Here is a 20,955-nt window from a genome sequence, read left to right on the forward strand (position 1 = left end):
TTGGCCTTCCGGTCAAGGCTCTAGCTTGGCCGGAAAACCGGATGCGCGCAGATCGGTGCCGACGGCATCCTCGAGCAATTTGACGATCTGGGTCGACCAGGCGCCGCCGCCATAGGCTTCTTTGCCTTGCTGAAAGATCGCGTTGACGCGCGTGGCGAGGTCGAGTGGCACGCCGAAATCCTTGCCCATGCCCAGCGCGAAGCCGAGGTCCTTCAGCGCCAGGTCCATGGTGAAGCCGATATCGTAGGAGCCGTTGAGGACGAGCTGGCTTTCGGTCTCGTGCACGAAGCTGTTGCCGGAAGAGGCAACGATGGCGTGGTAGGATTGGGCGAGGTCGAGCCCGCCCTGCTTGGCCAGCATCAATGCCTCGCCGGCGGCGACGAGATGGATGAAGGCCAGCATGTTGGTGATCACCTTGATCACCGCCGCCGAGCCGATCGGGCCCATCAGGAAGGAGCGTGCGCACATCGCTTCGATCGCCGTGCGATGGCGTTCGTAGAGGGCGGCATCGCCGCCGACCAGCGCGGTGATTTTTCCCGCCGCCGCCAGATGCACGCCGCCGGTGACCGGGCATTCCAATGTCTCGACGCCGCTGGCCGAGGCGAGGTTCGCCAGGCGAAGAATCTCGTCGCGGCCGTTGGTCGACATCTCGATCCAGGTGCCGCCGTGGGCCAGGCCTTCGAGCAATCCGCCAGGGCCAGCCAGCACCGCTTCACTGACCTTGGGCGAGGGCAGGCAAGAGATGGCATTGCCGGCGCGAGCAGCGGCCTCGGCGGGGCTGTTCGCAGCGGTGGCGCCGAGCGTCACGAGGCGCGCGACGGCGGTAGGGTCGCGGTCGAAGACCGTGACGGCAAAGCCGTTGCGGACCAGGCTGGCGGCAAGGTTGCCGCCGAGATGGCCGAGGCCGATGAAGGCGTAGCTTTCGCTCACGGCATCAACGGTGTCTGCATCATCTGCAGGTGCAAATCCTTGCCGGTGTAGGGATGCGCATCGCAGACCGCTTCGTTGAGCTCGACGCCCAGCCCCGGCTCCTTCGACGGGATGACATTGCCGTCCTGCCACTCGATCTTCTTCTTCAGCAATGTGGCGTGGAAACCATCCCACTGCTTCAGCGATTCCAGGATGAGGAAGTTGGGCAGCGTCACTGCCAGCTGGATGTTGGCCGCGCCGACGATCGGCCCGCAATAGCAGTGCGGCGCAATCTGGATGTGATAGGCCTCGGCCATCGCGGCGATCTTCTTGGTCTCGAGGATGCCGCCGGAGCGGCCGAGATCCGGCTGCAGGATGGTCGCCGCGCGGTTCTCGATGACGCGGGCGAATTCGAACTTGGTCGTCAGCCGCTCGCCGGTGGCGATCGGGATCGAGGTGCCCCGCGCCACCTGCGCCATCACTTCGGGCATGTCGGGCGGCACCGGCTCCTCGAACCACAGGGGATCATAAGGCTCGATGGCGCGCGCCATGCGCAGCGCACCGGAGGCTGTGAACTGGCCATGCGTGCCGAACAGTATGTCGGCTCGGGTGCCGACCGCCTCGCGGATCGCCCTGACCATGCGGGTAGCGACATCGATGTCGAGCAGGCGCGGCTGGTGGCCGTCAAAGGCGGTGTAGGGACCGGCCGGGTCGAGCTTGACGGCATTGAACCCCTGCTCGACATATTCGAGCGCGCAGGCCGCCGCCATTTCGGGGTCATTGTAGACATTCCTGCCGTCCGGCGCGTCCTCGGAATGGACACTGCCGGTGTGCGGATAGAGGTAGGTGTAGGAGCGCAGCGTCTCGTGCACCTGGCCGCCAAGCAATTTGTAGACCGGCTTATTGGCCTCCTTGCCGATAATGTCCCAGCAGGCCATTTCAAGCGCCGAGAAGCAGCCCATCCCGGTCACGTCAGGCCGCTGGGTGAAGCCGGAGGAATAGGCGCGGCGGAAGAAGTTCTCGATGTCGTGCGGATCGTGGCCGATGAGATAACGCTCGGCCATGTCCTCGACCAGCTTGGCCGTGATGTGGGCGGAGAAGGTGGCGTTGTAGGCTTCGCCATAACCGACCACGCCGCCATCGGTGGTCAGCTTGACGAAGATGAAATACTTGCCGCCGATGCCGGGCGGCGGGTTGCCGACAACCCAGGTCTTGACGTCGGTGATCTTCATTTTTGGTCCTCCAGAACCAGTTCGGCGCCCTTCCACCCGGTCATGATCGAGGCGGCGTTGGTGTTGCCGGTGATGTTGTCGGGAAAGATCGAGGCGTCGATGACGCGCAAACCTTCAAGCCCGTGCACCTTGAGGCGCGGATCGACGACGGAGCGCGCGGGATCCGGCCCCATGCGGCAGGTCGAGACCGGGTGATAGACGGTGCCGGAGCGTTTCCTGAAATCCGTGATCAGGTCGGCGTCCGACTGGATCGATGGGCCGGGCAGGACCTCTTCGGCGATGATCTCGGCCATGGCAGGCATCGAGGCGATCTTGCGCACGAACTTCACCGCCGCCAGCATCTCCTCGACATCGGCATTGGTGGAATAGGCATTGGCGACGATTTTCGGATACTCCAGCGGATTGCTGGAGCGGATCATGATCTCGCCCCGGCTCGACGGGCGGCAGTTGGACAGGCCGATGGAGAAGCCGGGCCAGGGGTCGGGCGTCAGGATCGGCCGCTCGCCGCTCTTCGGAATGACGGTCGAGAAGGCCTGGAAATAAAGCTGCATGTTGGGGCGCGTTGCCGCTGGGTCGGTGCGGAAGAAGCCACCGGCATTGTTCATCGACAGCGAGAGCGGGCCCGAACGGGTCAGGATGTATTGCATGCCGACCAGCAGCTTGCCCCACCAGGGACGCAGGGTCTGGTTGAGCGTCGGCAGCTTGCCCTTGAACGTGTAATTGATGCCGACATGGTCCTGCAGATTGGCGCCGACATTCTCGTTGGCCTGGACGACCGCGATGCCGAGCTCGCCGAGGAGTGCGGATGGGCCGACGCCGGACAGCTGCAGCAATTGCGGCGAGTTGATCGAACCGCTGGAAAGGATGACCTCGCGCCCTGCGCGCGCCGTCTTGGTCTCGCCGTTCTGCAAATATTCGACACCGACGGCGCGTTTGCCTTCGAACACCACCCGGGTTGCCAGCGCATTCGTCTCGACGCGGACGTTGGCGCGTTTCATCGCCGGGCGCAGGAAGGCGCGTGCCGCCGACATGCGGCGGCCGTTTTTGGTCGAAATCTGGTAAATGCCGACGCCTTCCTGGGCAGCACCGTTGAAATCCGGATTGAGCGGCAGGCCCGCCTGCTGGCCGGCCGCGAGATAGCGCTTGGTCAGCGGATGGACGGCGTGCGAACAATCGGTGACATGCAGCGGGCCGCCGACACCGCGCCATTTGTCGGCACCGGCCTGATTGTCCTCGAGCGCCTTGAAGGCGGGCAACAAATCGTCATAGCCCCAGCCGGGATTGCCGGCGGCGCGCCAGTCGTCGAAATCCTCGCGCGCGCCCCTGATCCAGACCATGGCGTTGATCGAGCTCGAACCACCAAGCAGCTTGCCGCGCGGCCAGTGGTCGGCATTGCCGCCGAGGCCGGGATCCGGCTCGGCCTTGTAGTTCCAGTTGACGGCCGGATCGAAGAAGGTCTTGCCGTAGCCGAGCGGCATCTGCACGTAGAAGCGGCGGTCGGTGCCGCCGGCCTCCAGCACCAGCACCGAAAAGCGGCCCGAAGCCGACAGTTTGTCGGCGAGCACCGAGCCGGCCGAGCCGGAGCCGACGATGATGAAGTCATAAGTTTGCATGATTGAAATGAGCGGCTCCGGAAATCTGGCCGCAGCCTAGACGCGACGGGTTCGCCGAGTCGCCGCGCCTTCCGGCATGCGTTGTGAAAAAAGCGACTGGGATGCCAGGTCGAGTTGCGGGGAATACCGACAATCGCGCTTGATATGCATGGGGTCGACAGCTTATGCGAGGATATTATTTGGGCGCATGATTTTTTCCGAAAAGTCTGCAACTTTTCGGAATCATGCTCTGGCCACTCTGCGGAAGGCAGGAAATCATATGCGGACCCTGTCGGATGCCTTCATTCCCGAACTGCCGGGCCACTACAAGGGCAAGGTCCGCGAAAACTACGACCTGGCCGACGGGCGGCGCATCATCATCGCCACCGACCGTCTCAGTGCCTTCGACATCATCCTGACCTCGATCCCGTTCAAGGGCGAGATCCTGACCCAGACGGCCCGGTACTGGTTCGAGGAAACCGCCGATATCTGCCCGAACCATGTGCTCGAATATCCCGATCCCAATGTCGTCGTCGGCACAAGGCTCGACATCCTGCCGGTCGAGATCGTCGTGCGCGGTTATCTGGCGGGGACCACCAGCACCTCGATCCTGACCCGCTATCGTCGCGGCGAACGCGACATGTATGGCATGCGGCTGCCGGACGGGCTGCGCGACAATGAGAAACTGGCCGAGCCTGTCATCACGCCGACGAGCAAGGCAGCGGATGGCGCCCATGACGAGCCGCTGTCCAAGGCAGAGATCCTCGAACAGGGACTGCTCACGTCGGCACAATGGGACACCGTTTCGAGCTACGCCTTGAAGCTGTTTGCCCGCGGCCAGGCGCGCGCCGCCGAGCGGGGCCTGATCCTCGCCGACACGAAATACGAATTCGGCACCGACAAGAACGGGACGATCATCCTGGCCGACGAAATCCATACGCCGGACAGCAGCCGGTACTGGATCGCGGCGAGCTACGAACAGGCCCTCACAAGCGGCACGCGGCCGGAGAGTTTCGACAAGGATTTCATCCGCTCGTGGGTGGCGGCGCGCTGCGATCCCTACAAGGATCCTATTCCGACGATCCCCGACGAGATCGTCGAACAGGCCTCTCGCATCTATGCGCAGGCTTACGAAGCGATCACGGGCAAGGCATTCGTCCCTGACGTTTCCGGAAAGACCGTTTTGGATCGCATCCGCTCGAACCTCGCGCGCTACTTCTAACGGTCACGCGAAGCTTTGCCGCGTTGACGCGTCCGCACGGTGACGCTACGGGATCGAGGGCAATCGATCTCAAGCCATCGACCTCGGGGGATTTCTCGCATGGTGCAATACGCGGACGGACGGCCGATCGGAGACCTGACGCTGCGCACGCTGGCCATGCCTTCGGACGCCAATGCCGCCGGCGACATTTTTGGCGGCTGGGTGATGGCGCAGATGGACCTTGCCTGCGGCATCCGCGCCGCCGAGCGCGCCAGGGGCCGCGTGGTGACGGCGGCGGTCAAGGAGATGTCCTTCGCCAAGCCGATGAAGATCGGCGACACGCTGTGCATCTACACCCATGTCGAACGCGTCGGCCGCACCTCGATGACGCTGAAGGTCGAGGCCTGGGCGCAGCGCTATCTCTCCGACCTGATGGAAAAGGTCACCCACGCCGATTTCGTCATGGTGGCGCTGGACGGCGAGGGCAAGCCGAAAGCCGTTCCGGCCGAGGGTTGACGAAAGCCCGGTTTCCGCAATCCCCGGTGCCCCAACCAGGGCAATTGTAACACCGCTGATGCGAGCGATGCGTTTCGCGACATTCAGTGGTTGCCTTCACGCCCGATTGTGCCGGCGTTGGAGGGGAGACAATGCGTCAACACATGCTGAACAGCTGGCTCGTGGCAGCCCTTGTCGCCCTAGTCTGCCTGCTCGGCGTAACCGCCTATGCCGAAGTCAAGAACGACCTTCCGCACACGACTTGCCTGCAAGGCGGCAAGGGTGACCGCAAGCCGGCCGCGACATGCACACCCTGCAGCCCAGCGCCTTGCGAGGGCCTGTCGCCGAGAGCCTGAAGGGCTGCCTTTGGCCCGCGATTGTCGTCGTCAAAGAAGCCTGTGTGCTGGTCTGCCCCGAGCGCCATGAGACAAAGCTGCCCGGGTCGCGTTCAGAGGATTGCGATTTCGCTTGCCGTCAGGCGGTTTCGCTTGCCGCGAAACGCTGGAGTCCTTGCGACGCAATGGTTTCAGCCATGCATGCCATCGAATTTTTCGCGTGCCGCCTGGACGCGCTGGGTGTTCCTGCGCGCCCATTCGCCAAGCGCGCTGACCGGGATCAACAGTTCGTGACCGAGTTCGGTCAGTTCATAATCGACACGCGGCGGGATGGTCGGAAACACGGTGCGGGTGACGAAACCGTCGCGTTCCAATCCACGCAAGGTGGTGGTCAGCATCTTCTGCGAGATGCCGCCGACAGCGGCGCGCAACTCATTGAAACGCAACGGTCCGCCGCCCAGCTTGCCGACCACCAGCACGGTCCATTTGTCGCCGACGCGCTGCAGGATTTCCGAAATCGCGCGGCAGTCTTCAGTGTTGTGCGGGTGCCTCAGTAACAAAACGGTGCCTCCTTGCGTCGGCAGTTGACAGTATCTCATATAGCGCCGGTATCTAAACGATACCAGCTTTTTACTGGAATGGAGAGCCCCCCATGTCAAAGCCGAAAATCGCCATCATCGTCGGTTCGACGCGCGCCGCGCGCTTCGCCGACGTCCCCACCCAATGGATCGCCAAGATAGCCAAGTCGCATGCCGACATCGAGGTCGAGGTCGTCGACCTGCGTGACTTCCCGCTGCCCTTCTTCGACGAAGTCGCGTCCTCCGCCTGGGTGCCGTCGACCAACGAAGTAGCGCAGCGCTGGCAGAAGAAGGTCGCCGAATATGACGGCTTCATCTTCACCGCCGCCGAATACAATCACGGCCCGACGGCCGTGCTGAAGAACGCCATCGACTACGCCGCCAACGAATGGAACAAGAAGCCGGCCGGTTTCGTCGGCTATGGCAGCGTGGGCGGTGCTCGTGCCGTCGAGCAGCTCCGCCTCCATGCCGTCGAGCTGCAAATGGCGCCGGTCAAGTCGGCCGTCCACATCGCCTGGGGCGACTTCCTCGCTGTCCGCCAGGGTGAGAAGAAGCTTGAGGACCTCGAGCACCTGAACCAGGCGGCCACCGCGCTGGTCAACGACGTCGCCTGGTGGGCAAAGGCGCTGAAGAAGGCCCGCGATGCCGACGTGCTTGCCGAGGAAGTCAAGGCAGCCTGATCGCCTTTTGAGATTATCCTCCCAAGGGATATGGGGCGGCGCTTGCGCCGCCCTAACTCTTTGTTTTGACGCAATTCCAGACGGAAAACCGCTCACACTTTTCCTGGAATTGCTCTAGTTATAGCGGCTCAAATCGAAAGCTGCCGCCGGACCGGACGACACGGCCAATGCCGGGCGAGTCCAGATGCGCGCCGGCAACGAAACAGTGATCGTCCGCCGCAAGCGCCAGCAGCCGCATCCGGCTCTCTCGCGCCTGGTCTTGATCCGCGTCGAATTCCCACGTCACCTCAGGGCGATCGAACTGAAGCGATGGGACGTGAACGGTGTCGCCCCAGATCAAAATGTGTTCGCCGCCGCTCGAAACGCGAAAGCAGCTGTGACCCACTTCATGGCCGTGAGCGTCGATAACGTCCACATGCGTCCCGAGACGGTCTCCGGCTTCGAATGGTTCCGCCATGTCGTGAAATCGTTCGAGCCGCTCTTCGGCGCGGAAGAGGCCGAGTTCTTCCCTGGGAACGAACAGGCGCGCCAGGCGCGGGAAAGCGTCTCGGCCATCAGCAAGCACAAGACCATGGATGTGGTCGAGATGGGTATGGGTGAAGCAGACGGCGCGGACTCGTCCCGCATCGATGCCGGCTTCGTCCAGCGCCTGGGGAAGCCGGCCCATGGTCGGGTGCCAGGCATTCGCGGCGCCGGTATCGATCAAGATGATCTCGTTTCCGTCGTCAATCGCGAAGGCGTTGACGGAGAGCCTGAGTTGACCGCCAAACAATGGGACCTGTTCCGGCAAGTCATCGCCAAATGGCTGGTCGCCGTTTTGCCGAAGCCGCCTGATCGGCATGTCGACATACCCATCCCGCAAGGACGTGATGCGTAGGTCACCGAGAGTGTAGGTCTGATAAAGTTCGCCCGAAGCTATGCGGTGCATTTGCCGATCCGTCCTGTCAACAGTCTGAGACGGGCAGCCGGCGTCGGCAACCCATCATGCCATTCGATTTAGGCCATCTGTGCGTGCTGCGCCTGCCGTGGCCGGATGATGCAGTCGGCGAGGCGATACTTTTCGTCCAGCTCGTCCGCGTGGTGCTGGCCCCACTGGCAAAGGGCCAGCAGGATCGGCTCGAGGCTGAGGCCGAGGCTGGTCGCCGAATATTCGACGCGGGCGGGGACTTCGGCGAAGATCTCGCGGCTGACGAGGCCGTGCTCCTCCATTTCGCGCAGCTGCTGGATCAGCACTTTCTGGGTGATGCCAGGCATCATCGTCTTGAGCGCCGACAGCCGCCGGGGACCATCGAAGAGGTGGTAGAGGATCACCGCCTTCCAGCGCCCGGCGATCACTTTCAGCGCGCGCTCCGCCGGCAGTAGCGGCAGTCTCTTGATCGGCATTTTTTTGACCGGACCGGCCATGGTCACCTCCTGGTCAGCAGCGGACAAATGAGTGTGTAGTCGAGGCCCCGCAGATAGTGGCAAACCACGGCCGATGCCAGTGCGATCGGAGTTTGCCATGAAAGCCGTCCAATTCAGCCGCTTCGGGGGCCCCGAGGTACTGGAACTTGTCGATGTGCCGACGCCTGAGCCACAGGCCGGCGAGGTGCTGATCCGGGTGCAGGCTGCCGGCATCAACTTCTTCGAGGTGCTGATGCGCGCGGACCGTTACGCGGTGACGCCGCAACTGCCTATGTTTCCCGGCGTGGAAGTGGCTGGTGTCGTCGAGGCCGTTGGCCAAGGGGTGGATGCGGCGCTGCTGGGAAGCCGTGTCGCGGCGCCGCTGTTTGCCTCGCAGCGTCCTCATGGTGGTTATGCGGAGCAGGTGACGATATCAGCCGATCTCGCCGTGCCGTTGCCGGATGAAGTCTCGTTCGAAGCGGCGACAGCGCTGATGGTGCAGGGGCTGACGGCGCTGCATCTGCTGCGGCAGAGCCCGCCGGACGGTCGAACGATATTGGTGCCGGCCGCTGCCGGTGGCGTTGGATCGCTGCTTGTCCAGCTTGCCAGACAGAAGGGGGCAAGCCGCGTGATCGCTGCCGCCAGCGACAGGGCCAAACTCGATCTTGCATTGTCGCTCGGTGCCGACGTCGCAATTGACTACGCCAATCCGGATTGGCCCACACATGTCCGCGACGCCACGGACGGACACGGGGTCGACATCATTTACGACACGGTTGGCGGCGCGCTGACGGCTCTGTCGCTGAAGGCTTTGGCGCCTGGCGGCGAGCTGGTCTTTGCGGCACTCGGCCGCTACGGGCTCGCGGCTTCCGACCTGGAAGCCATGATCGGCCGCAACCAGTCGCTCAGGGGTTTCGCGCTGCTGCCGCTGCTGCCACCAGAGGTGCTGCGGATGAGCCTGTCGGAGCTGTTCCAACTGGCCGCGAGCGGCCAGCTGCGGGTTGCGATCGGCGGCCGTTTCCCGCTCGACCAGGCCGGCGAAGCGCACCGGCTGCTGGACGAGCGCCGCTCGACCGGCAAGGTCGTGCTGGTGCCTTAGCGGACTCCGCGACCAGGGCATCCACCGCTTGTGGCCGCATGACGGCACGCCGCAGGGCGTTTTTCCTGCCGACGACGCCATACCTTGGCTGCGCCGCCACTGCCCCTTGGGGCTTATCTCATTTCCCCAAACATGCACTCGCTTCCATGATCACACCTGAGTTACTTGCATAATGCAACTAACTCGGCTATAAGTGACTTTCATTTTGAAAGAGACCCAGATCATGGTTGCCAAAACAAGCTTCGAAACCCGCCCGTGTCCCATCGCGCGCAGCCTCGACGATGTCGGCGAGTGGTGGAGCATCCTGCTGCTGCGGGACGCGCTCCAGGGGCTGACGCGCTTCGATCAGTTTCAAAAGAGCCTGGAGATCGCGCCCAACATCCTGACGCGCCGGCTGAACAGCCTGGTCGAGCGCGGCCTGTTCGAAAAACGCGTCTACTGCGAGCGGCCGCTTCGCCATGAATATGTGCTGACCGCCAAGGCGCGAGATTTCCGCCCGGTGCTGCTTTCCTTGCTCACCTGGGGCAACAGGCATCTGGCGCCCGAAGGTCCGAGCCTGGTGGTGGTGGACAAGGCTGACGGGCGCTGGGCCGAGCCGGTTCTGGTCGACCGCCAGACCGGTAGGGAAATCGACAGCGAGGGCTTCACCATGGCGACGGCACCCAAGGCCACCGATCGCATGCGGCAGCGCTATCGCTTCAGCAGCGAAGGCTCAGGCTTGCCGCTCACCGACAACACGGTGATTGAACACAGATCGGATGAGGCACGCCGCCAATGAACAAGGTTCTCTCCGCTGCCGAGTTGCAGCCCGCGCAGCCATCGACTGTTCAAATTCCTGTTCCCGCCAAAAAGCGGCGCAAGCCGTTTGTCATGGTAGGCGCCGCGATCGCGATCGGCGTTGCCGGCTGGTATGGCTTTCAGTGGTGGCAGGCCGGCCGTTTCCTGATGTCGACCGACGATGCCTATGTCGGCGGCAACGTCACGCCGCTGGCACCGCGTGTCGCCGGGCATATCGATCAGATCCTCGTCGAGGACAACCAGCATGTCGATGCAGGCCAGCTCATCATCCGCATCGACGACCGGCCTTTCAAGGCGGCGGTGGAGCGTGCGCAGGCTTCCGTCCAGCAGCAGCAATCGGCGCTCGACAATCTGCGCGCCCAGGTCTCGCTGCAGAATTCGCTGATCGAACAGGCTGAAGCTGATCTCGAGGCCAAGAGTGCCGCCGCTACTTTCACCGCGCAGGATGCCAAACGCTATGAGGCGCTTGCCAGCACCAAGGCCGGCTCGCAGCAGGATGCGCAGAGAAGTCTTGCGGCCGACGGCCAGGCCAAAGCGTCGGTCGCCGCCTCCCGCGCGGGGCTCGCCGCCGCCAGGCAACAGCTCGATGTGCTCAACACGCAGATCTCGGAAGCCACCGCCGCGGTTTTAGCCGCCAAGGCCGATCTCGACACGGCTGAACTCGATCTCGGCTTCACGCAGATCCGCGCTCCCATCGACGGCCTCGTCGGCAACCGGCTGGCGCAGGTCGGCACCTATGTCTCGCCGGGCAGTTATCTGCTGACGATCGTTCCGGAGACAGGGCTGTGGGTCGACGCCAATTTCAAGGAAGACCAGTTGCGCAGCATGGCCGACGGACAGGCGGCGACGGTCTATACCGACATTGCGCCCGATCAGCCGCTCAAGGGCCATGTCACCAGCCTGGGGCCGGCGACCGGCGCGATCTTCAGCGTCATTCCGGCGCAGAACGCCACCGGCAATTTCACAAAGATCGTCCAGCGCGTTCCCGTCCGCATCACCATCGACCCGGACCAGGCGCGGAAGGTCGCGCTGCGGCCAGGCCTGTCCACCGTAGTCACGGTCGATACCGGCGCGCACTGAGGACGCCATGCCAGAGCGCCCGCAATCCTTCTTCGCCAGCATCCTGCCATTCATGGTGATGTGCGTGGGGATGTTCATCGCGCTGCTCGACATCCAGATCGTCGCCTCCTCGCTGCAGGATATTGGCGGCGGCCTGTCGGCGGCACAGGATCAGATCGGCTGGGTACAGACGTCCTATCTGGTGGCCGAAATCATCGTCATTCCGCTGTCGGGCTGGCTGACGCGGGTGTTCTCGACACGCTGGCTGTTCACCATCTCGGCGGCCGGTTTCACGCTGGCCAGCATGCTGTGCGGCTTCGCCTGGAGCATCGAAAGCATGATCGTGTTCCGTGCGCTGCAGGGGCTGCTCGGGGCGTCGATGATCCCGACGGTCTTCACCTCGTCGTTCCACTATTTCCAGGGGCCGAGGCGGGTCTACGCAGCCGCGGTGGTCGGCAGCATAGCCTCGATCGCGCCGACGCTCGGCCCCGTTATCGGCGGCTGGATCACCGACACGCTGAACTGGCACTGGCTGTTCTATGTCAACGTCATTCCAGGCACCATCATCACCGTCCTCGTCGCGGCTCTGGTCAAGATCGACAAGGCCGATCCGTCGCTGCTGAAGGGGGCAGACTATATCGGCATCGTGCTGATGGCGGTCAGCCTGGGTACCGCGGAATACGTCCTGGAAGAGGGCTCGCGCTGGAACTGGTTCGACGATGCGACGATCCGCAATGGCGCTTTCGTCGCCGGCATCACCATGGTTCTGTTCGTCATCCGTAGCCTGACCTATGCGCAGCCGGTGGTCGACTTCCGCGCCTTCGGCAACCGCAATTTCGCCATTGGCTGCTTCCTGTCCTTCATCACCGGCATCGGCATCTTCGCCACGATCTATCTGACGCCGCTGTTCCTCGGCTATGTCCGGGGCTACGGCGCCTTGCAGACAGGGCTCGCGGTGTTTTCCACCGGTGTCGCCTCGATGGTCGGCGTTCCTGTCTACATCTTCCTTGCCAAGCGCTTCGACACGCGCTGGCTGATGATGTTCGGGCTGGCCTCCTTCGGCGCGTCGATGTGGAGTTTTAGCGCCATCACCAGCCAGTGGGGTGCTGCCGAGCTTCTGATCCCGCAACTGTTCCGTGGCTTCCCGCAGGTCTTCGCCGTCGCGCCGAGCGTCAATCTCGGCCTCGGCAGCCTGCCGCCCGAACGGCTGAAATATGCCAGCGGCCTGTTCAACACGATGCGCAATCTCGGCGGTGCCGTCGGCATCGCCATTTGCGGCGCCATCCTGAACGACCGCACCAACTTCCATTTCCTGACGATCACCTCGCACCTGACGCCGCAGAACGAGGCCGCGATGCGGCTCGTCGACAATGTCGCGCAGCGCTATGGCCAGTTACCTGGCGCTGTCGCCGATGGTCATACCGCGTCGTTGAAGCAGCTGTGGGCGCTCGCCTATCGCGAGGCATCGACCATGGCCTATGCCGATGCGTTCCTGGTGATCATGGCCGCCTTCGTCATCGCCACGGCGCTGGTTCCGTTCCTGCGCAATGTCACACCGAAGGCGCCGCCTCCGGACGCGCACTGAGGCGACCAAGGCGACTGGCTAGCCCGTAGCCGTCTTTTCGCCGAAGGCATGCCAACGGGCCTCGATTTCGGCGCGAAGCCGATCGCGACTGACGGAGAGCACGCTGTGCGGCAGTGTGACGAACCGCTTGCCATCCTGCGTGGGGAAAATGTTGCTCAGTCGCGAGGCCGTGGCGTTCTGGGCGGGCATGAAGGTCGCCATACCGATGCCGAACCGCTTTAACCCCCTGCTGTTTCGGTTGACAGCCCTCCATAGAGGCAAGACCGTTTTATCCGCGAACGGCTCGGAGACCTGCAGCGCGGTGACATCCCGGTACTGGTCTTTCCCCAACGAGTAGCCCGGCCTGTCCCCCGAGAAGTCATACCATCGCTTCTTCAACACCTCGAAGGCAAGGTCGAGTGAGGAAATGCCCTCCACTTCCCGCCAGGGGATGTCGAGAAAGACATAGCCGTCGAGATTGAGACGCAATCCGGCCGGCGATAGCAGCAACAGTGGCTCGGCGGTCAGCAATCCGTTGATGTGCCAGACAATCATGACGGCCGCCACAGCCGCCAGGGGAACACCCAACAGCCAGTTATTCCTGCCGAAGGCGACAACGAGCCCGACAACGAGAACAAGCGCCGAGAAGGCGATGTATTTCAATGCGGTCTTGCCGCTGCCATAGGCAATGATCTGCTTGACGTCTTGTGCCTGGACTGAACTCAAGGTTCGCCTCCCCATGGCCGGCACGACTTTACAGGCGAGAACCGCCGCCAAGACAGTCATGGACGATACAGGCTGGCCATCGGCCCAACAAGCCCAGCGCTAAACCCGCACAGCGTCGATGGTGGCGTCCGCGTCACCGCACCGGCTCGCGGTGGGGGCCGGGGCAAGCGGTGCCTAGAGCAGTGCTCTAACTCTTTGTTTTGACGCAATTCCGGACGGAAAACCGTTTCACACTTTTCCAGGAATTGCTCTAGTCACCCGCGCGCGCCAGCAATAGCGCACGCTCCCTGTCATTGCTGGTCAATTGGGCGGCCTGGCGGAACGCGGCGCGGGCTTCCGCCGGACGTCCGAGTTTCTCCAGGAGATCGCCGCGCACCGTCGGCAAGAGATGCGAGTCCTTCAGGCGCGGTTCGTCCTTCAGCGCTTCGACGATGGCGAGGCCTTGCGCCGGTCCGAACGCCATGCCGACGGCCACCGCCCGGTTGATTTCGACGATGGGCGAGGGGGCCGCCAAGGCCAGGGCTTGATAGTATGCCGATATCGCGATCCAGTCGGTGTCGGCGGCGGTCACCGCGCGGGCATGGCAGGCGGCGATCATCGCCTGCAGGAGATAGGGGCCGGGGGTGGTCGTCAGGGTCATGGCGCGGTTCAGGCCGTCGAGGCCGCGTTGGATGAGCGACCAGTTCCATCGGCTGCGGTCCTGGGCGAGCAGCAGGATCGGTTCGCCGGCTCTGCCGGTACGGGCAGGGAAGCGCGAGGCGTTGAGTTCCATCAGCGACACCAGCCCCTGCACCTCGGGCTCATCAGGCATCAGCGCCGCCAGCGAACGGCCGAGGCGCAGCGCTTCGCCGCAGAGATCGGCGCGCAGCCAGTCCGGCCCCGTCGTCGCCACATAGCCCTCGTTGAAGGTGAGATAGACCACCTCCAGCACGGCGGCGAGGCGTTCGCGACGCTCCTGCCCGCGCGGTGTCTCGAACGGGATGGCGGCGTCACGAAGGGTCCGCTTGGCGCGCACGATGCGCTGGGCGACCGTGGCTTCGGGCACCAGGAAAGCGCGGGCGATCTCCGGCGTCGACAACCCGCCCAGCAGCCGCAAGGCGAGTGCGGCGCGCTGCTCGGCCGGCAATAGGGGATGGCAAGCGGTGAAGATCAGCCGCAAAAGATCGTCGTCAATATCCTCGTCGAGCGCCGCCTCGATGTCGGGCATCTCGCGCTCCAGCTCGGCGAGGTCGATGGCAAGTTCGCGATGCTTGCCGTCGATCATGGTGGTGCGGCGCAGCCGGTCGAGCGCCCGATTCCTGGCGACCTCAGTCAGCCAGGCGGCCGGATTGCGCGGGATGCCGTCCCGGGGCCAGCGCTCCAGCGCCAGCAGGAAGGCATCGCCTGCGATCTCCTCGGCCAGCCCGACATCCCTGAGATAGCGGGCGAGCCTGGCGGTGAGCTTCGGCTGCTCGATCCGCCAGACCGCTTCGATGGTGGCTGTGGCCGTCAACCCTTCAGCTCGCCAAAACCTTCCGCCACCTTCTGGACGTCCTCGGGGAACTCGCTGATCTCAAAGACGCGGCGAACCTCGATCACGTCATTCTCCCCAGCGGGGCAGCGGCGGGCCCATTCGATGGCCTCCTCGCGCGAGCGCACGTCGATCACCCAATAGCCGCCCAGCACTTCCTTGACCTCGGCGAACGGCCCGTCGGTGACAACGGGCTTGCCGCCTTTGAAGCTGACCCGCGCGCCCGATGACGGCGGATGCAGCCCGTCGAGCGCCAGCAACACGCCGGCCTTCTTCAGCTCCTCATTATACTTCATCATCCCCTCTACCGCCTTGGCATCGGGCATGACATCGGGCGCCGCCTCCGCGTAGCCGCCGGGGATCATCAGCATCATGAACCGCATGGTCTTTCTCCTTGGTTAGGGTTGGTTCGATGATACGACGAACGGGCAATGGCGAAATCGACACGATTGGCAAAAAAGTTCAAATTCCCGGTCGCGCCAAAGACCGAGGGTGTTGGACCGCCATATGGGCGAGGCTGCCATCTGGCCCTGCCAGATTGCCCTGATATGTCAGGCTGCAATCCCTCACTCGAGCAAATCCGTGAAATCATCCAGCCTGGCCGGCGCAATCTCCCCCACGATCCCGGTGCTCGTCTGCGTGTTCGGCATCTTCCTGCTCTCCGGCATGGATGCGGCGATGAAGGTGCTGGTCATCGCGGTCGGCGTTTACAACACAGTGCTTTGGCGCAGCATGCTGGCGACCGTGGTCGCGGGCGCGGGCTGGTTGGCAGGGCCGCGCTCGCTTCCTTTACCCTCGGTGCTGAAGCTGCATGCGCTGCGCGCCGCGATTGTCGGCATTGTCCTGCTGTGCTTCTTCTGGGGGCTTGCCAGGCTGCCGCTGGCGGAGGCGATCGGGCTTAGTTTCGTGGCGCCGCTGTTTGCGCTCCTGCTGGCCGCGCTGCTTTTAGGCGAAAGGATACAACGCAAGGCGATCTGGGCCTCGCTGGCCGGCATCACGGGCGTTGTCATCATCGTGGCCGGACAGTTCGGCCACACGAGCTACGCCAGGGATGCCCTGCTCGGCACCGCGGCGGTGCTCGCGTCGACGGTTTTCTACGCCTACAATCTGATCCTCGCCCGGCAACAGGCGCTGTTGGCCAAGCCAATCGAGATCATGCTGTTCCAGAACCTTGGCGTTGCGGTCATGCTTGGTCTTGCGGCACCCTGGCTCGCCATTGCCTTGCCCAGCAATCTCTGGCTTCCGCTCGCAGGCGTAACGGCACTGTCGCTCGCCGGCCAATTCCTGATGAGCTGGGCCTATGCGCGTGCCGAAGCGCAATATCTGATCCCGACGGAATATTCGGCCTTCATCTGGGCGATCGCGCTCGGGTGGTTCTTCTTCGACGAGGCGGTGACCTGGACCACGCTTGCGGGCGCCGGCCTCATCGTGGCCAGCTGCCTGATCGCCGCACGCTCGAACCCCAGACTTGCCGAGCCGATCGAAGCCACGGTTTGAGGGGCCGAACGCATAAGCGCGGCACCCGGTCAAATATTCCGGTGCCGCAGAACGTCCACCAGCAGGGATAGGGCCGGTGACGTGTGCCGTCGGCTTGGATAGTAGAGGTGGTAACCAGGGAAATAGGGGCACCAGTCTTCCAGAACCCGGACGAGCCGCCCGGCGGAGACGTAGGGGAGGACCTGGTCCTCCGGCATGTAAGCAAGCCCCAGGCCATCCAGAGCGGAACTCAGGCGCATGCCCAGATTGTTGAACACAAGCTGACCGTCGCCGCGTACCTTGACCTCCCGGCCGTCCTTCTCCAGCCCCCATGGAAACAATCCACCGTGGGTCGGCAGCCGCATGTTGATGCATTTGTGTGCGGCGAGGTCGTGCGCCGTTTCCGGCACGGGAAACCGCGCGAAGTAGGCCGGTGAACCGACCACCGCCATGCGGATGTCGGGGCCGATGCGGACCGCCACCATGTCCTTCGCCACCTGCTCGCCCATGCGCACGCCGGCGTCGTAGCCCTCGGCGACAATGTCGGTCAGGCCGTAGTCAACGATGATCTCCACCTGGACGTCCGGATAGTCCGGCAAGAACCGCTTGAGCGCCGGCTGCAGCACGGAAATCGCCGGGTGCTCGCCGGCGGTGATGCGCACGGTTCCAGCCGGTTTCTCGCGCAGCTCGTTCAAGGTCGCCAGTTCGGCCTCGATCTCCTCGAAGCGGGGCGCCAGGGTGCGCAACAGGCGCTCACCGGCCTCGGTCGGCGCAACACTGCGCGTGGTCCGCGTCAGCAGCCGCAGCCCGACACGCTCCTCGAGATTGCGGATGGTCTGGCTGAGCGCCGAGGGTGACACACCGAGCTTTGCTGCGGCACGCGTGAAGCTCCGTTCCCGGGCCACGGCTGCAAAAGCGGCAAGGTCGTTGAAGTTCTGCATGGGGTATTTATTAGCTCAGCTAACAATGACATACGGATTATAGCACATTATCGTAAGGTCAGACATCCCCTATCTTATGCGCATGCCGTGGTCTGCAGCAGGGTCCGGACGCAATTTCAGAGAAGGACGAGGAAAGATGGCAAGCGAACATATGAGAATGGCGCGCCGTGGCTTTCTGAGCGCGGCGGGAAGCCTGGCGGCGGCGCCGCTTCTCGCCGCCACCGGTTCGCAGGCTCAAGCGACCGCTCAGGTGACAGGCATCAACGGCACACAATCGCTGAGCGGACGGCGCAAGCTCGGCTCGCTGGAGGTCTCCGCCATCGGCCTCGGTGTCCAGAACATGAGCCGGACCTATCAGACAATCATTCCGCCGCGGCCAGAGATGATAAACATCATCCGCACGGCTTTCGACCGGGGCGTCACCTTCTTCGACGCCGCCGAGGCTTACGGTCCCCACGAGGTGGAGCGCATCCTCGGTGAAGGCGTCGCGCCGTTCCGCGACCGCGTGGTGATCACATCGAAGTTCGGCTGGAACATCGACCTGGAAACGGGCAAGCGGCTCCCGGGCCTCAACAGCCGGCCGGATCACATCAAACCAGCGGTCGAGGGCATGCTGAAGCGACTTCGCACCGACCGCATAGATCTGCTTTATCAGCATCGGGTCGATCCGCAGGTTCCGATCGAGGATGTCGCCGGCGCGGTCAAGGACCTGATGGCGCAGGGCAAGGTCTTGCACTGGGGCCTGTCCGAAATGGGACTGAAGACACTGCGCCGGGCGCATGCCGCGCTGCCGGTCACGGCCGTCCAGAGCGAATATTCGATGCTATGGCGCGGACCGGAACCCGAAGTCCTTCCAATTTGCCAGGAACTCGGCATTGGTTTCGTGCCGTGGAGCCCGCTTGGGGTGGGATTCCTGAGCGGCGCCATCGACGCCAACACGCGGTTCGCCGAAGGTGACATCCGCAGGGTGGAGACCCGCTTCGCGGCGGACAACCTGCCGCACAATCTGGCGCTGGTGGACCTGCTTAAGAGCTGGGCCGAGCGGAAGCAGGCCACGCCCGCGCGGATCGCGCTCGCCTGGCTGATGGCTCAGAAACCGTGGATCGTGCCCATTCCCGGCACGACGCAGATGCCGCACCTTCTCGACAATATCGGCGCCGGCTCGGTCCAGTTCACATCGGACGAACTGGCGGAACTCGATGCCGCGGTCGCGGCAATTCAAATCCAGGGTGCACGCCTTCCCGATAGCGTCCTGGTGTTCTCCGGCGTGGAAGCGCCGGAGAAGGCCTGAGCCGCGCTTGCTCCCGAACAATCACAAGGAAGATCACCATGAAAACCAGAAAAATCGGGGACCTCGAGGTTTCCGCCCTCGGCCTCGGCTGCATGAGCATGAGCTCCGCGTATGGGCCACCTGCCGACAAGGCCGAGATGATCAAATTGATCCGCGCCGCCCATGATCGCGGTGTCACCCTGTTCGATACGGCCGAAGCCTATGGACCCTTTGCCAATGAGGAACTCGTGGGCGAGGCTCTAGTCCCCATTCGCGACCAGGTGGCCATAGCCACCAAGTTCGGCTTCGACATCGATCTCGTGACAGGTGCCCGCAGCGGCGGCACCAACAGCCGGCCTGAGCACATCAGGCAGGTGGCGGAGGCCAGCCTCAAGCGGCTGAAAACCGACCGCATCGACATCTTCTACCAGCATCGTGTCGACCCCGATGTGCCGATCGAGGATGTGGCGGGTGCCCTCAAGGACCTCATCGCCCAAGGCAAGGTCAAGCATTGGGGGCTGTCGGAAGCGGGTACCCAGACCATTCGCCGCGCATATGCGGTGCAGCCGCTCGCGGCCATCCAGAGTGAATATTCCCTGTTCTATCGCGGCGCGGAAGCTGAGATCCTGCCGTTATGCGAGGAACTCGGCATCGGCTTTGTCCCGTTCAGCCCGCTGGGTGCGGGATTCCTGACCGGCAAGATCGACGAGAACACCAAGTTCGACGCTACGGATTTCCGCAACCTTGTGCCTCGCTTCTCGCCGGAGGCGCGCAAGGCCAACATGGCGCTGGTCGAGGTCGTGAAATCCGTCGCCGGGCGCATAGGAGCCACGCCCGCCCAGGTCGCGCTCGCCTGGCTGCTCGCGCAGAAGCCCTGGATCGTTCCGATCCCCGGCACCACCAAACTGCACCGTCTGGAGGAGAACCTCGGCGCGGTCGACGTCACGCTCACGGTGCAGGACCTGCGGGAACTCGCCGACGCTCTGGCGAAGATCGAGGTTCGGGGCGAACGTTTGCCCGAAGCGGGACTGAAGATGACCGGCCTGTGAGTGGGATCTGAACCGTGACCGATACTGACAAGCCGACCCGACGGGACATCCTCATGTCATCGCTGCTACTGCCACTCACGGCCGGGGTCGCGGCATCGACCGAAGAGGCCGAAGCCGCATCGTCGGCCGACGGCAAGTCGCTGGTGGCGTTCTTCACGCGGAGCGGGAATACAAGTGTCATCGCCGGGCAGCTCAGCCGTGCCTTGCCGGCCGAACTGTTCGAGATCGCGCCGGCCACGCCTTACCCGGCCGACTATTTCGAGACCGTCGAGCAAGCGCGGCGGGAGCGCGATCGTGGCTACCGACCGCCGCTCCGGTCGCAGCTTCCGAGCATGGCGGCTTATGCCACCGTGTTTCTGGGGTTCCCGATTTGGGGCGAGACCGCCCCGCCTGTCATACGCTCTTTCCTCGCGTTGCACGACCTGGCGGGAAAAACCATCGTCCCGTTCATCACGCATGGCGGCTTTGGCCCGGGTGACAGCCTGGACGTTGTGGCCAGCCACGCCCCACAATCCCGCCTGGTCAAGGGCTTCACCATGCAAGGGCCGCAGGAACGCCAGACCATCGAGCGCGTCGCCCAGTGGCTGAACACGTTGGATGTTGATTAGTCGGCAGTCGCGATATTGGAGTGTACGCACCGCCTCGCGATGGGTACCGAGCAGGCGGGTGGCCATCAGCTTGTCGATGCGGCCATCGAGGTCGACCACGTCGAAGCGCTATCCCGGCGCGTCGACGCATTGTTGCCAGAGCGGCAATTGCACGACCCCATCAAAAAACAGGGAGAGCTTCTGCGTGACCTGAACCAAACATAGCGGTAAGTAGATCGGTGCCTTCTGTAAAATTTTATTAAATATTTCGTCCGTCGAATTACGGTCTGTAGACCATTCGTCGGGTTGTTGTGCTTCCAGTCCGGAAAACGTCACTGAATGGTCGATGCAATGGGGAACTATGTGCCAAGTTCCTGGAACGGTATCGTGCATGGCAATTTTGGTCCGGATGCGACCGCCTGGAACTCGTATCGAACGATCCAGGCAGGCGAGGCATCAGGAGAAGGATTT

Annotated in this window: 23 protein-coding genes; 13 read left to right on the forward strand and 10 right to left on the reverse strand. The window is 63.6% G+C overall.

Features of this window, described 5'->3' with window-relative positions; translation table 11 throughout:
- Positions 1-12 precede the first annotated feature (12 nt).
- The 3 genes from DBIPINDM_RS26585 to DBIPINDM_RS26595 are packed head-to-tail and all read right to left on the reverse strand — an operon-like array spanning position 13 to position 3,754.
- Positions 13-930: an NAD(P)-dependent oxidoreductase gene (locus DBIPINDM_RS26585; protein WP_258581976.1), complete on the reverse strand. Its 918-nt coding sequence runs from the start codon at positions 928-930 to the stop codon at positions 13-15.
- Positions 927-2,141 carry a mandelate racemase/muconate lactonizing enzyme family protein gene (locus DBIPINDM_RS26590; protein ID WP_258581977.1) on the reverse strand — a complete coding sequence of 405 codons (1,215 nt, stop codon included), beginning with the start codon at positions 2,139-2,141 and terminating at the stop codon, positions 927-929. The genes DBIPINDM_RS26585 and DBIPINDM_RS26590 overlap by 4 nt, the downstream gene beginning before the upstream one ends.
- The gene (locus tag DBIPINDM_RS26595) at positions 2,138-3,754 is read right to left on the reverse strand and encodes a GMC family oxidoreductase (RefSeq protein ID WP_258581978.1); all 1,617 of its coding nucleotides are present in this window, start codon (positions 3,752-3,754) and stop codon (positions 2,138-2,140) included. Before DBIPINDM_RS26595 ends, DBIPINDM_RS26590 begins: the two co-directional genes overlap by 4 nt.
- 259 nt (positions 3,755-4,013) lie before the next feature.
- Here DBIPINDM_RS26595 and DBIPINDM_RS26600 point away from each other — a divergent pair, with 259 nt between their 5' ends.
- The 3 genes from DBIPINDM_RS26600 to DBIPINDM_RS26610 all read left to right on the forward strand — a co-directional run bounded on the left by DBIPINDM_RS26600 (position 4,014) and on the right by DBIPINDM_RS26610 (position 5,785).
- Positions 4,014-4,955 carry a phosphoribosylaminoimidazolesuccinocarboxamide synthase gene (locus DBIPINDM_RS26600; protein ID WP_258581979.1) on the forward strand — a complete coding sequence of 314 codons (942 nt, stop codon included), beginning with the start codon at positions 4,014-4,016 and terminating at the stop codon, positions 4,953-4,955.
- A 99-nt stretch (positions 4,956-5,054) separates the two neighbouring features.
- On the forward strand, positions 5,055-5,450 hold the full coding sequence (locus tag DBIPINDM_RS26605) for an acyl-CoA thioesterase (protein WP_095201826.1): 396 nt from the start codon (positions 5,055-5,057) through the stop codon (positions 5,448-5,450).
- Positions 5,451-5,581: 131 nt separating this feature from the next.
- Positions 5,582-5,785: a hypothetical protein gene (locus tag DBIPINDM_RS26610; protein WP_258581980.1), complete on the forward strand. Its 204-nt coding sequence runs from the start codon at positions 5,582-5,584 to the stop codon at positions 5,783-5,785.
- A gap of 170 nt (positions 5,786-5,955) precedes the next feature.
- Here DBIPINDM_RS26610 and DBIPINDM_RS26615 read toward each other — a convergent pair whose 3' ends face one another.
- Positions 5,956-6,324: a winged helix-turn-helix transcriptional regulator gene (locus DBIPINDM_RS26615; protein ID WP_179298057.1), complete on the reverse strand. Its 369-nt coding sequence runs from the start codon at positions 6,322-6,324 to the stop codon at positions 5,956-5,958.
- A 92-nt stretch (positions 6,325-6,416) separates the two neighbouring features.
- On the opposite strand from DBIPINDM_RS26615, the gene DBIPINDM_RS26620 reads away from it, so the two are divergent.
- Positions 6,417-7,022, forward strand: coding sequence for an NADPH-dependent FMN reductase (locus DBIPINDM_RS26620; protein WP_258581981.1), 606 nt, complete (start codon positions 6,417-6,419; stop codon positions 7,020-7,022).
- A 118-nt stretch (positions 7,023-7,140) separates the two neighbouring features.
- On the opposite strand, the gene DBIPINDM_RS26625 is transcribed toward DBIPINDM_RS26620, so the two are convergent.
- The gene (locus tag DBIPINDM_RS26625; RefSeq protein WP_318036902.1) at positions 7,141-7,950 is read right to left on the reverse strand and encodes an MBL fold metallo-hydrolase; all 810 of its coding nucleotides are present in this window, start codon (positions 7,948-7,950) and stop codon (positions 7,141-7,143) included.
- A 68-nt stretch (positions 7,951-8,018) separates the two neighbouring features.
- Positions 8,019-8,426, reverse strand: a complete 408-nt coding sequence (locus tag DBIPINDM_RS26630; RefSeq protein ID WP_258581982.1) for a winged helix-turn-helix transcriptional regulator — start codon at positions 8,424-8,426, stop codon at positions 8,019-8,021.
- Positions 8,427-8,523: 97 nt separating this feature from the next.
- Here DBIPINDM_RS26630 and DBIPINDM_RS26635 point away from each other — a divergent pair, with 97 nt between their 5' ends.
- The 4 genes from DBIPINDM_RS26635 (at position 8,524) to DBIPINDM_RS26650 (ending at position 12,946) form a co-directional block, all read left to right on the forward strand.
- Positions 8,524-9,504, forward strand: a complete 981-nt coding sequence (locus tag DBIPINDM_RS26635) for a quinone oxidoreductase family protein (protein WP_258581983.1) — start codon at positions 8,524-8,526, stop codon at positions 9,502-9,504.
- A 223-nt stretch (positions 9,505-9,727) separates the two neighbouring features.
- Positions 9,728-10,282: a winged helix-turn-helix transcriptional regulator gene (locus tag DBIPINDM_RS26640; protein ID WP_258581984.1), complete on the forward strand. Its 555-nt coding sequence runs from the start codon at positions 9,728-9,730 to the stop codon at positions 10,280-10,282.
- Positions 10,279-11,382: an HlyD family secretion protein gene (locus tag DBIPINDM_RS26645; protein WP_258581985.1), complete on the forward strand. Its 1,104-nt coding sequence runs from the start codon at positions 10,279-10,281 to the stop codon at positions 11,380-11,382. Before DBIPINDM_RS26640 ends, DBIPINDM_RS26645 begins: the two co-directional genes overlap by 4 nt.
- Before the next feature lie 7 nt (positions 11,383-11,389).
- A complete protein-coding gene (locus DBIPINDM_RS26650; protein WP_258581986.1) occupies positions 11,390-12,946 on the forward strand; it encodes a DHA2 family efflux MFS transporter permease subunit in 1,557 nt (518 codons plus the stop codon).
- An 18-nt stretch (positions 12,947-12,964) separates the two neighbouring features.
- Here the strand turns inward: DBIPINDM_RS26650 and DBIPINDM_RS26655 are convergent, their stop codons facing one another.
- The 3 genes from DBIPINDM_RS26655 to DBIPINDM_RS26665 all read right to left on the reverse strand — a co-directional run bounded on the left by DBIPINDM_RS26655 (position 12,965) and on the right by DBIPINDM_RS26665 (position 15,544).
- Positions 12,965-13,711, reverse strand: coding sequence for a hypothetical protein (locus DBIPINDM_RS26655; protein WP_258581987.1), 747 nt, complete (start codon positions 13,709-13,711; stop codon positions 12,965-12,967).
- Positions 13,712-13,901: 190 nt separating this feature from the next.
- Positions 13,902-15,143, reverse strand: a complete 1,242-nt coding sequence (locus DBIPINDM_RS26660; protein ID WP_258581988.1) for an RNA polymerase sigma factor — start codon at positions 15,141-15,143, stop codon at positions 13,902-13,904.
- Positions 15,140-15,544 (reverse strand): YciI family protein, encoded by a 405-nt coding sequence (locus tag DBIPINDM_RS26665; RefSeq protein WP_258581989.1) that lies wholly within the window; start codon positions 15,542-15,544, stop codon positions 15,140-15,142. Before DBIPINDM_RS26665 ends, DBIPINDM_RS26660 begins: the two co-directional genes overlap by 4 nt.
- Before the next feature lie 199 nt (positions 15,545-15,743).
- On the opposite strand from DBIPINDM_RS26665, the gene DBIPINDM_RS26670 reads away from it, so the two are divergent.
- Positions 15,744-16,658 carry a DMT family transporter gene (locus tag DBIPINDM_RS26670; RefSeq protein WP_258581990.1) on the forward strand — a complete coding sequence of 305 codons (915 nt, stop codon included), beginning with the start codon at positions 15,744-15,746 and terminating at the stop codon, positions 16,656-16,658.
- A 29-nt stretch (positions 16,659-16,687) separates the two neighbouring features.
- On the opposite strand, the gene DBIPINDM_RS26675 is transcribed toward DBIPINDM_RS26670, so the two are convergent.
- Entirely contained in the window at positions 16,688-17,578 is an 891-nt protein-coding gene (locus tag DBIPINDM_RS26675; protein ID WP_258581991.1) for a LysR family transcriptional regulator, read from the reverse strand.
- A gap of 136 nt (positions 17,579-17,714) precedes the next feature.
- On the opposite strand from DBIPINDM_RS26675, the gene DBIPINDM_RS26680 reads away from it, so the two are divergent.
- From DBIPINDM_RS26680 to DBIPINDM_RS26695, 4 genes are read left to right on the forward strand one after another with little or no spacing between them, the layout of a single operon-like run.
- Entirely contained in the window at positions 17,715-18,869 is a 1,155-nt protein-coding gene (locus DBIPINDM_RS26680) for an aldo/keto reductase (RefSeq protein WP_258581992.1), read from the forward strand.
- A 38-nt stretch (positions 18,870-18,907) separates the two neighbouring features.
- Positions 18,908-19,897 carry an aldo/keto reductase gene (locus DBIPINDM_RS26685; RefSeq protein WP_258581993.1) on the forward strand — a complete coding sequence of 330 codons (990 nt, stop codon included), beginning with the start codon at positions 18,908-18,910 and terminating at the stop codon, positions 19,895-19,897.
- 14 nt (positions 19,898-19,911) lie between these two features.
- Positions 19,912-20,505, forward strand: coding sequence for a flavodoxin (locus DBIPINDM_RS26690; protein ID WP_318036903.1), 594 nt, complete (start codon positions 19,912-19,914; stop codon positions 20,503-20,505).
- 39 nt (positions 20,506-20,544) lie between these two features.
- Positions 20,545-20,709, forward strand: coding sequence for a hypothetical protein (locus DBIPINDM_RS26695; RefSeq protein WP_258581994.1), 165 nt, complete (start codon positions 20,545-20,547; stop codon positions 20,707-20,709).
- Positions 20,710-20,955: the final 246 nt, after the last annotated feature.

The sequence above is a fragment of the Mesorhizobium sp. AR02 genome (assembly GCF_024746835.1).
GTDB lineage: Bacteria > Pseudomonadota > Alphaproteobacteria > Rhizobiales > Rhizobiaceae > Mesorhizobium.

Bases quoted from the DNA above. Each gene is read 5' to 3' on its own strand.
- DBIPINDM_RS26590 (WP_258581977.1), bottom strand. From the start codon at position 2,141: ATGAAGATCACCGACGTCAAGACCTGGGTTGTCGGCAACCCGCCGCCC.
- DBIPINDM_RS26595 (WP_258581978.1), bottom strand. From the start codon at position 3,754: ATGCAAACTTATGACTTCATCATCGTCGGCTCCGGCTCGGCCGGCTCG.
- DBIPINDM_RS26600 (WP_258581979.1), top strand. From the start codon at position 4,014: ATGCGGACCCTGTCGGATGCCTTCATTCCCGAACTGCCGGGCCACTAC.
- DBIPINDM_RS26605 (WP_095201826.1), top strand. From the start codon at position 5,055: ATGGTGCAATACGCGGACGGACGGCCGATCGGAGACCTGACGCTGCGC.
- DBIPINDM_RS26610 (WP_258581980.1), top strand. From the start codon at position 5,582: ATGCGTCAACACATGCTGAACAGCTGGCTCGTGGCAGCCCTTGTCGCC.
- DBIPINDM_RS26620 (WP_258581981.1), top strand. From the start codon at position 6,417: ATGTCAAAGCCGAAAATCGCCATCATCGTCGGTTCGACGCGCGCCGCG.
- DBIPINDM_RS26625 (WP_318036902.1), bottom strand. From the start codon at position 7,950: ATGCACCGCATAGCTTCGGGCGAACTTTATCAGACCTACACTCTCGGT.
- DBIPINDM_RS26630 (WP_258581982.1), bottom strand. From the start codon at position 8,426: ATGGCCGGTCCGGTCAAAAAAATGCCGATCAAGAGACTGCCGCTACTG.
- DBIPINDM_RS26635 (WP_258581983.1), top strand. From the start codon at position 8,524: ATGAAAGCCGTCCAATTCAGCCGCTTCGGGGGCCCCGAGGTACTGGAA.
- DBIPINDM_RS26640 (WP_258581984.1), top strand. From the start codon at position 9,728: ATGGTTGCCAAAACAAGCTTCGAAACCCGCCCGTGTCCCATCGCGCGC.
- DBIPINDM_RS26645 (WP_258581985.1), top strand. From the start codon at position 10,279: ATGAACAAGGTTCTCTCCGCTGCCGAGTTGCAGCCCGCGCAGCCATCG.
- DBIPINDM_RS26650 (WP_258581986.1), top strand. From the start codon at position 11,390: ATGCCAGAGCGCCCGCAATCCTTCTTCGCCAGCATCCTGCCATTCATG.
- DBIPINDM_RS26655 (WP_258581987.1), bottom strand. From the start codon at position 13,711: ATGACTGTCTTGGCGGCGGTTCTCGCCTGTAAAGTCGTGCCGGCCATG.
- DBIPINDM_RS26665 (WP_258581989.1), bottom strand. From the start codon at position 15,544: ATGCGGTTCATGATGCTGATGATCCCCGGCGGCTACGCGGAGGCGGCG.
- DBIPINDM_RS26675 (WP_258581991.1), bottom strand. From the start codon at position 17,578: ATGCAGAACTTCAACGACCTTGCCGCTTTTGCAGCCGTGGCCCGGGAA.
- DBIPINDM_RS26680 (WP_258581992.1), top strand. From the start codon at position 17,715: ATGGCAAGCGAACATATGAGAATGGCGCGCCGTGGCTTTCTGAGCGCG.
- DBIPINDM_RS26685 (WP_258581993.1), top strand. From the start codon at position 18,908: ATGAAAACCAGAAAAATCGGGGACCTCGAGGTTTCCGCCCTCGGCCTC.
- DBIPINDM_RS26695 (WP_258581994.1), top strand. From the start codon at position 20,545: ATGGGTACCGAGCAGGCGGGTGGCCATCAGCTTGTCGATGCGGCCATC.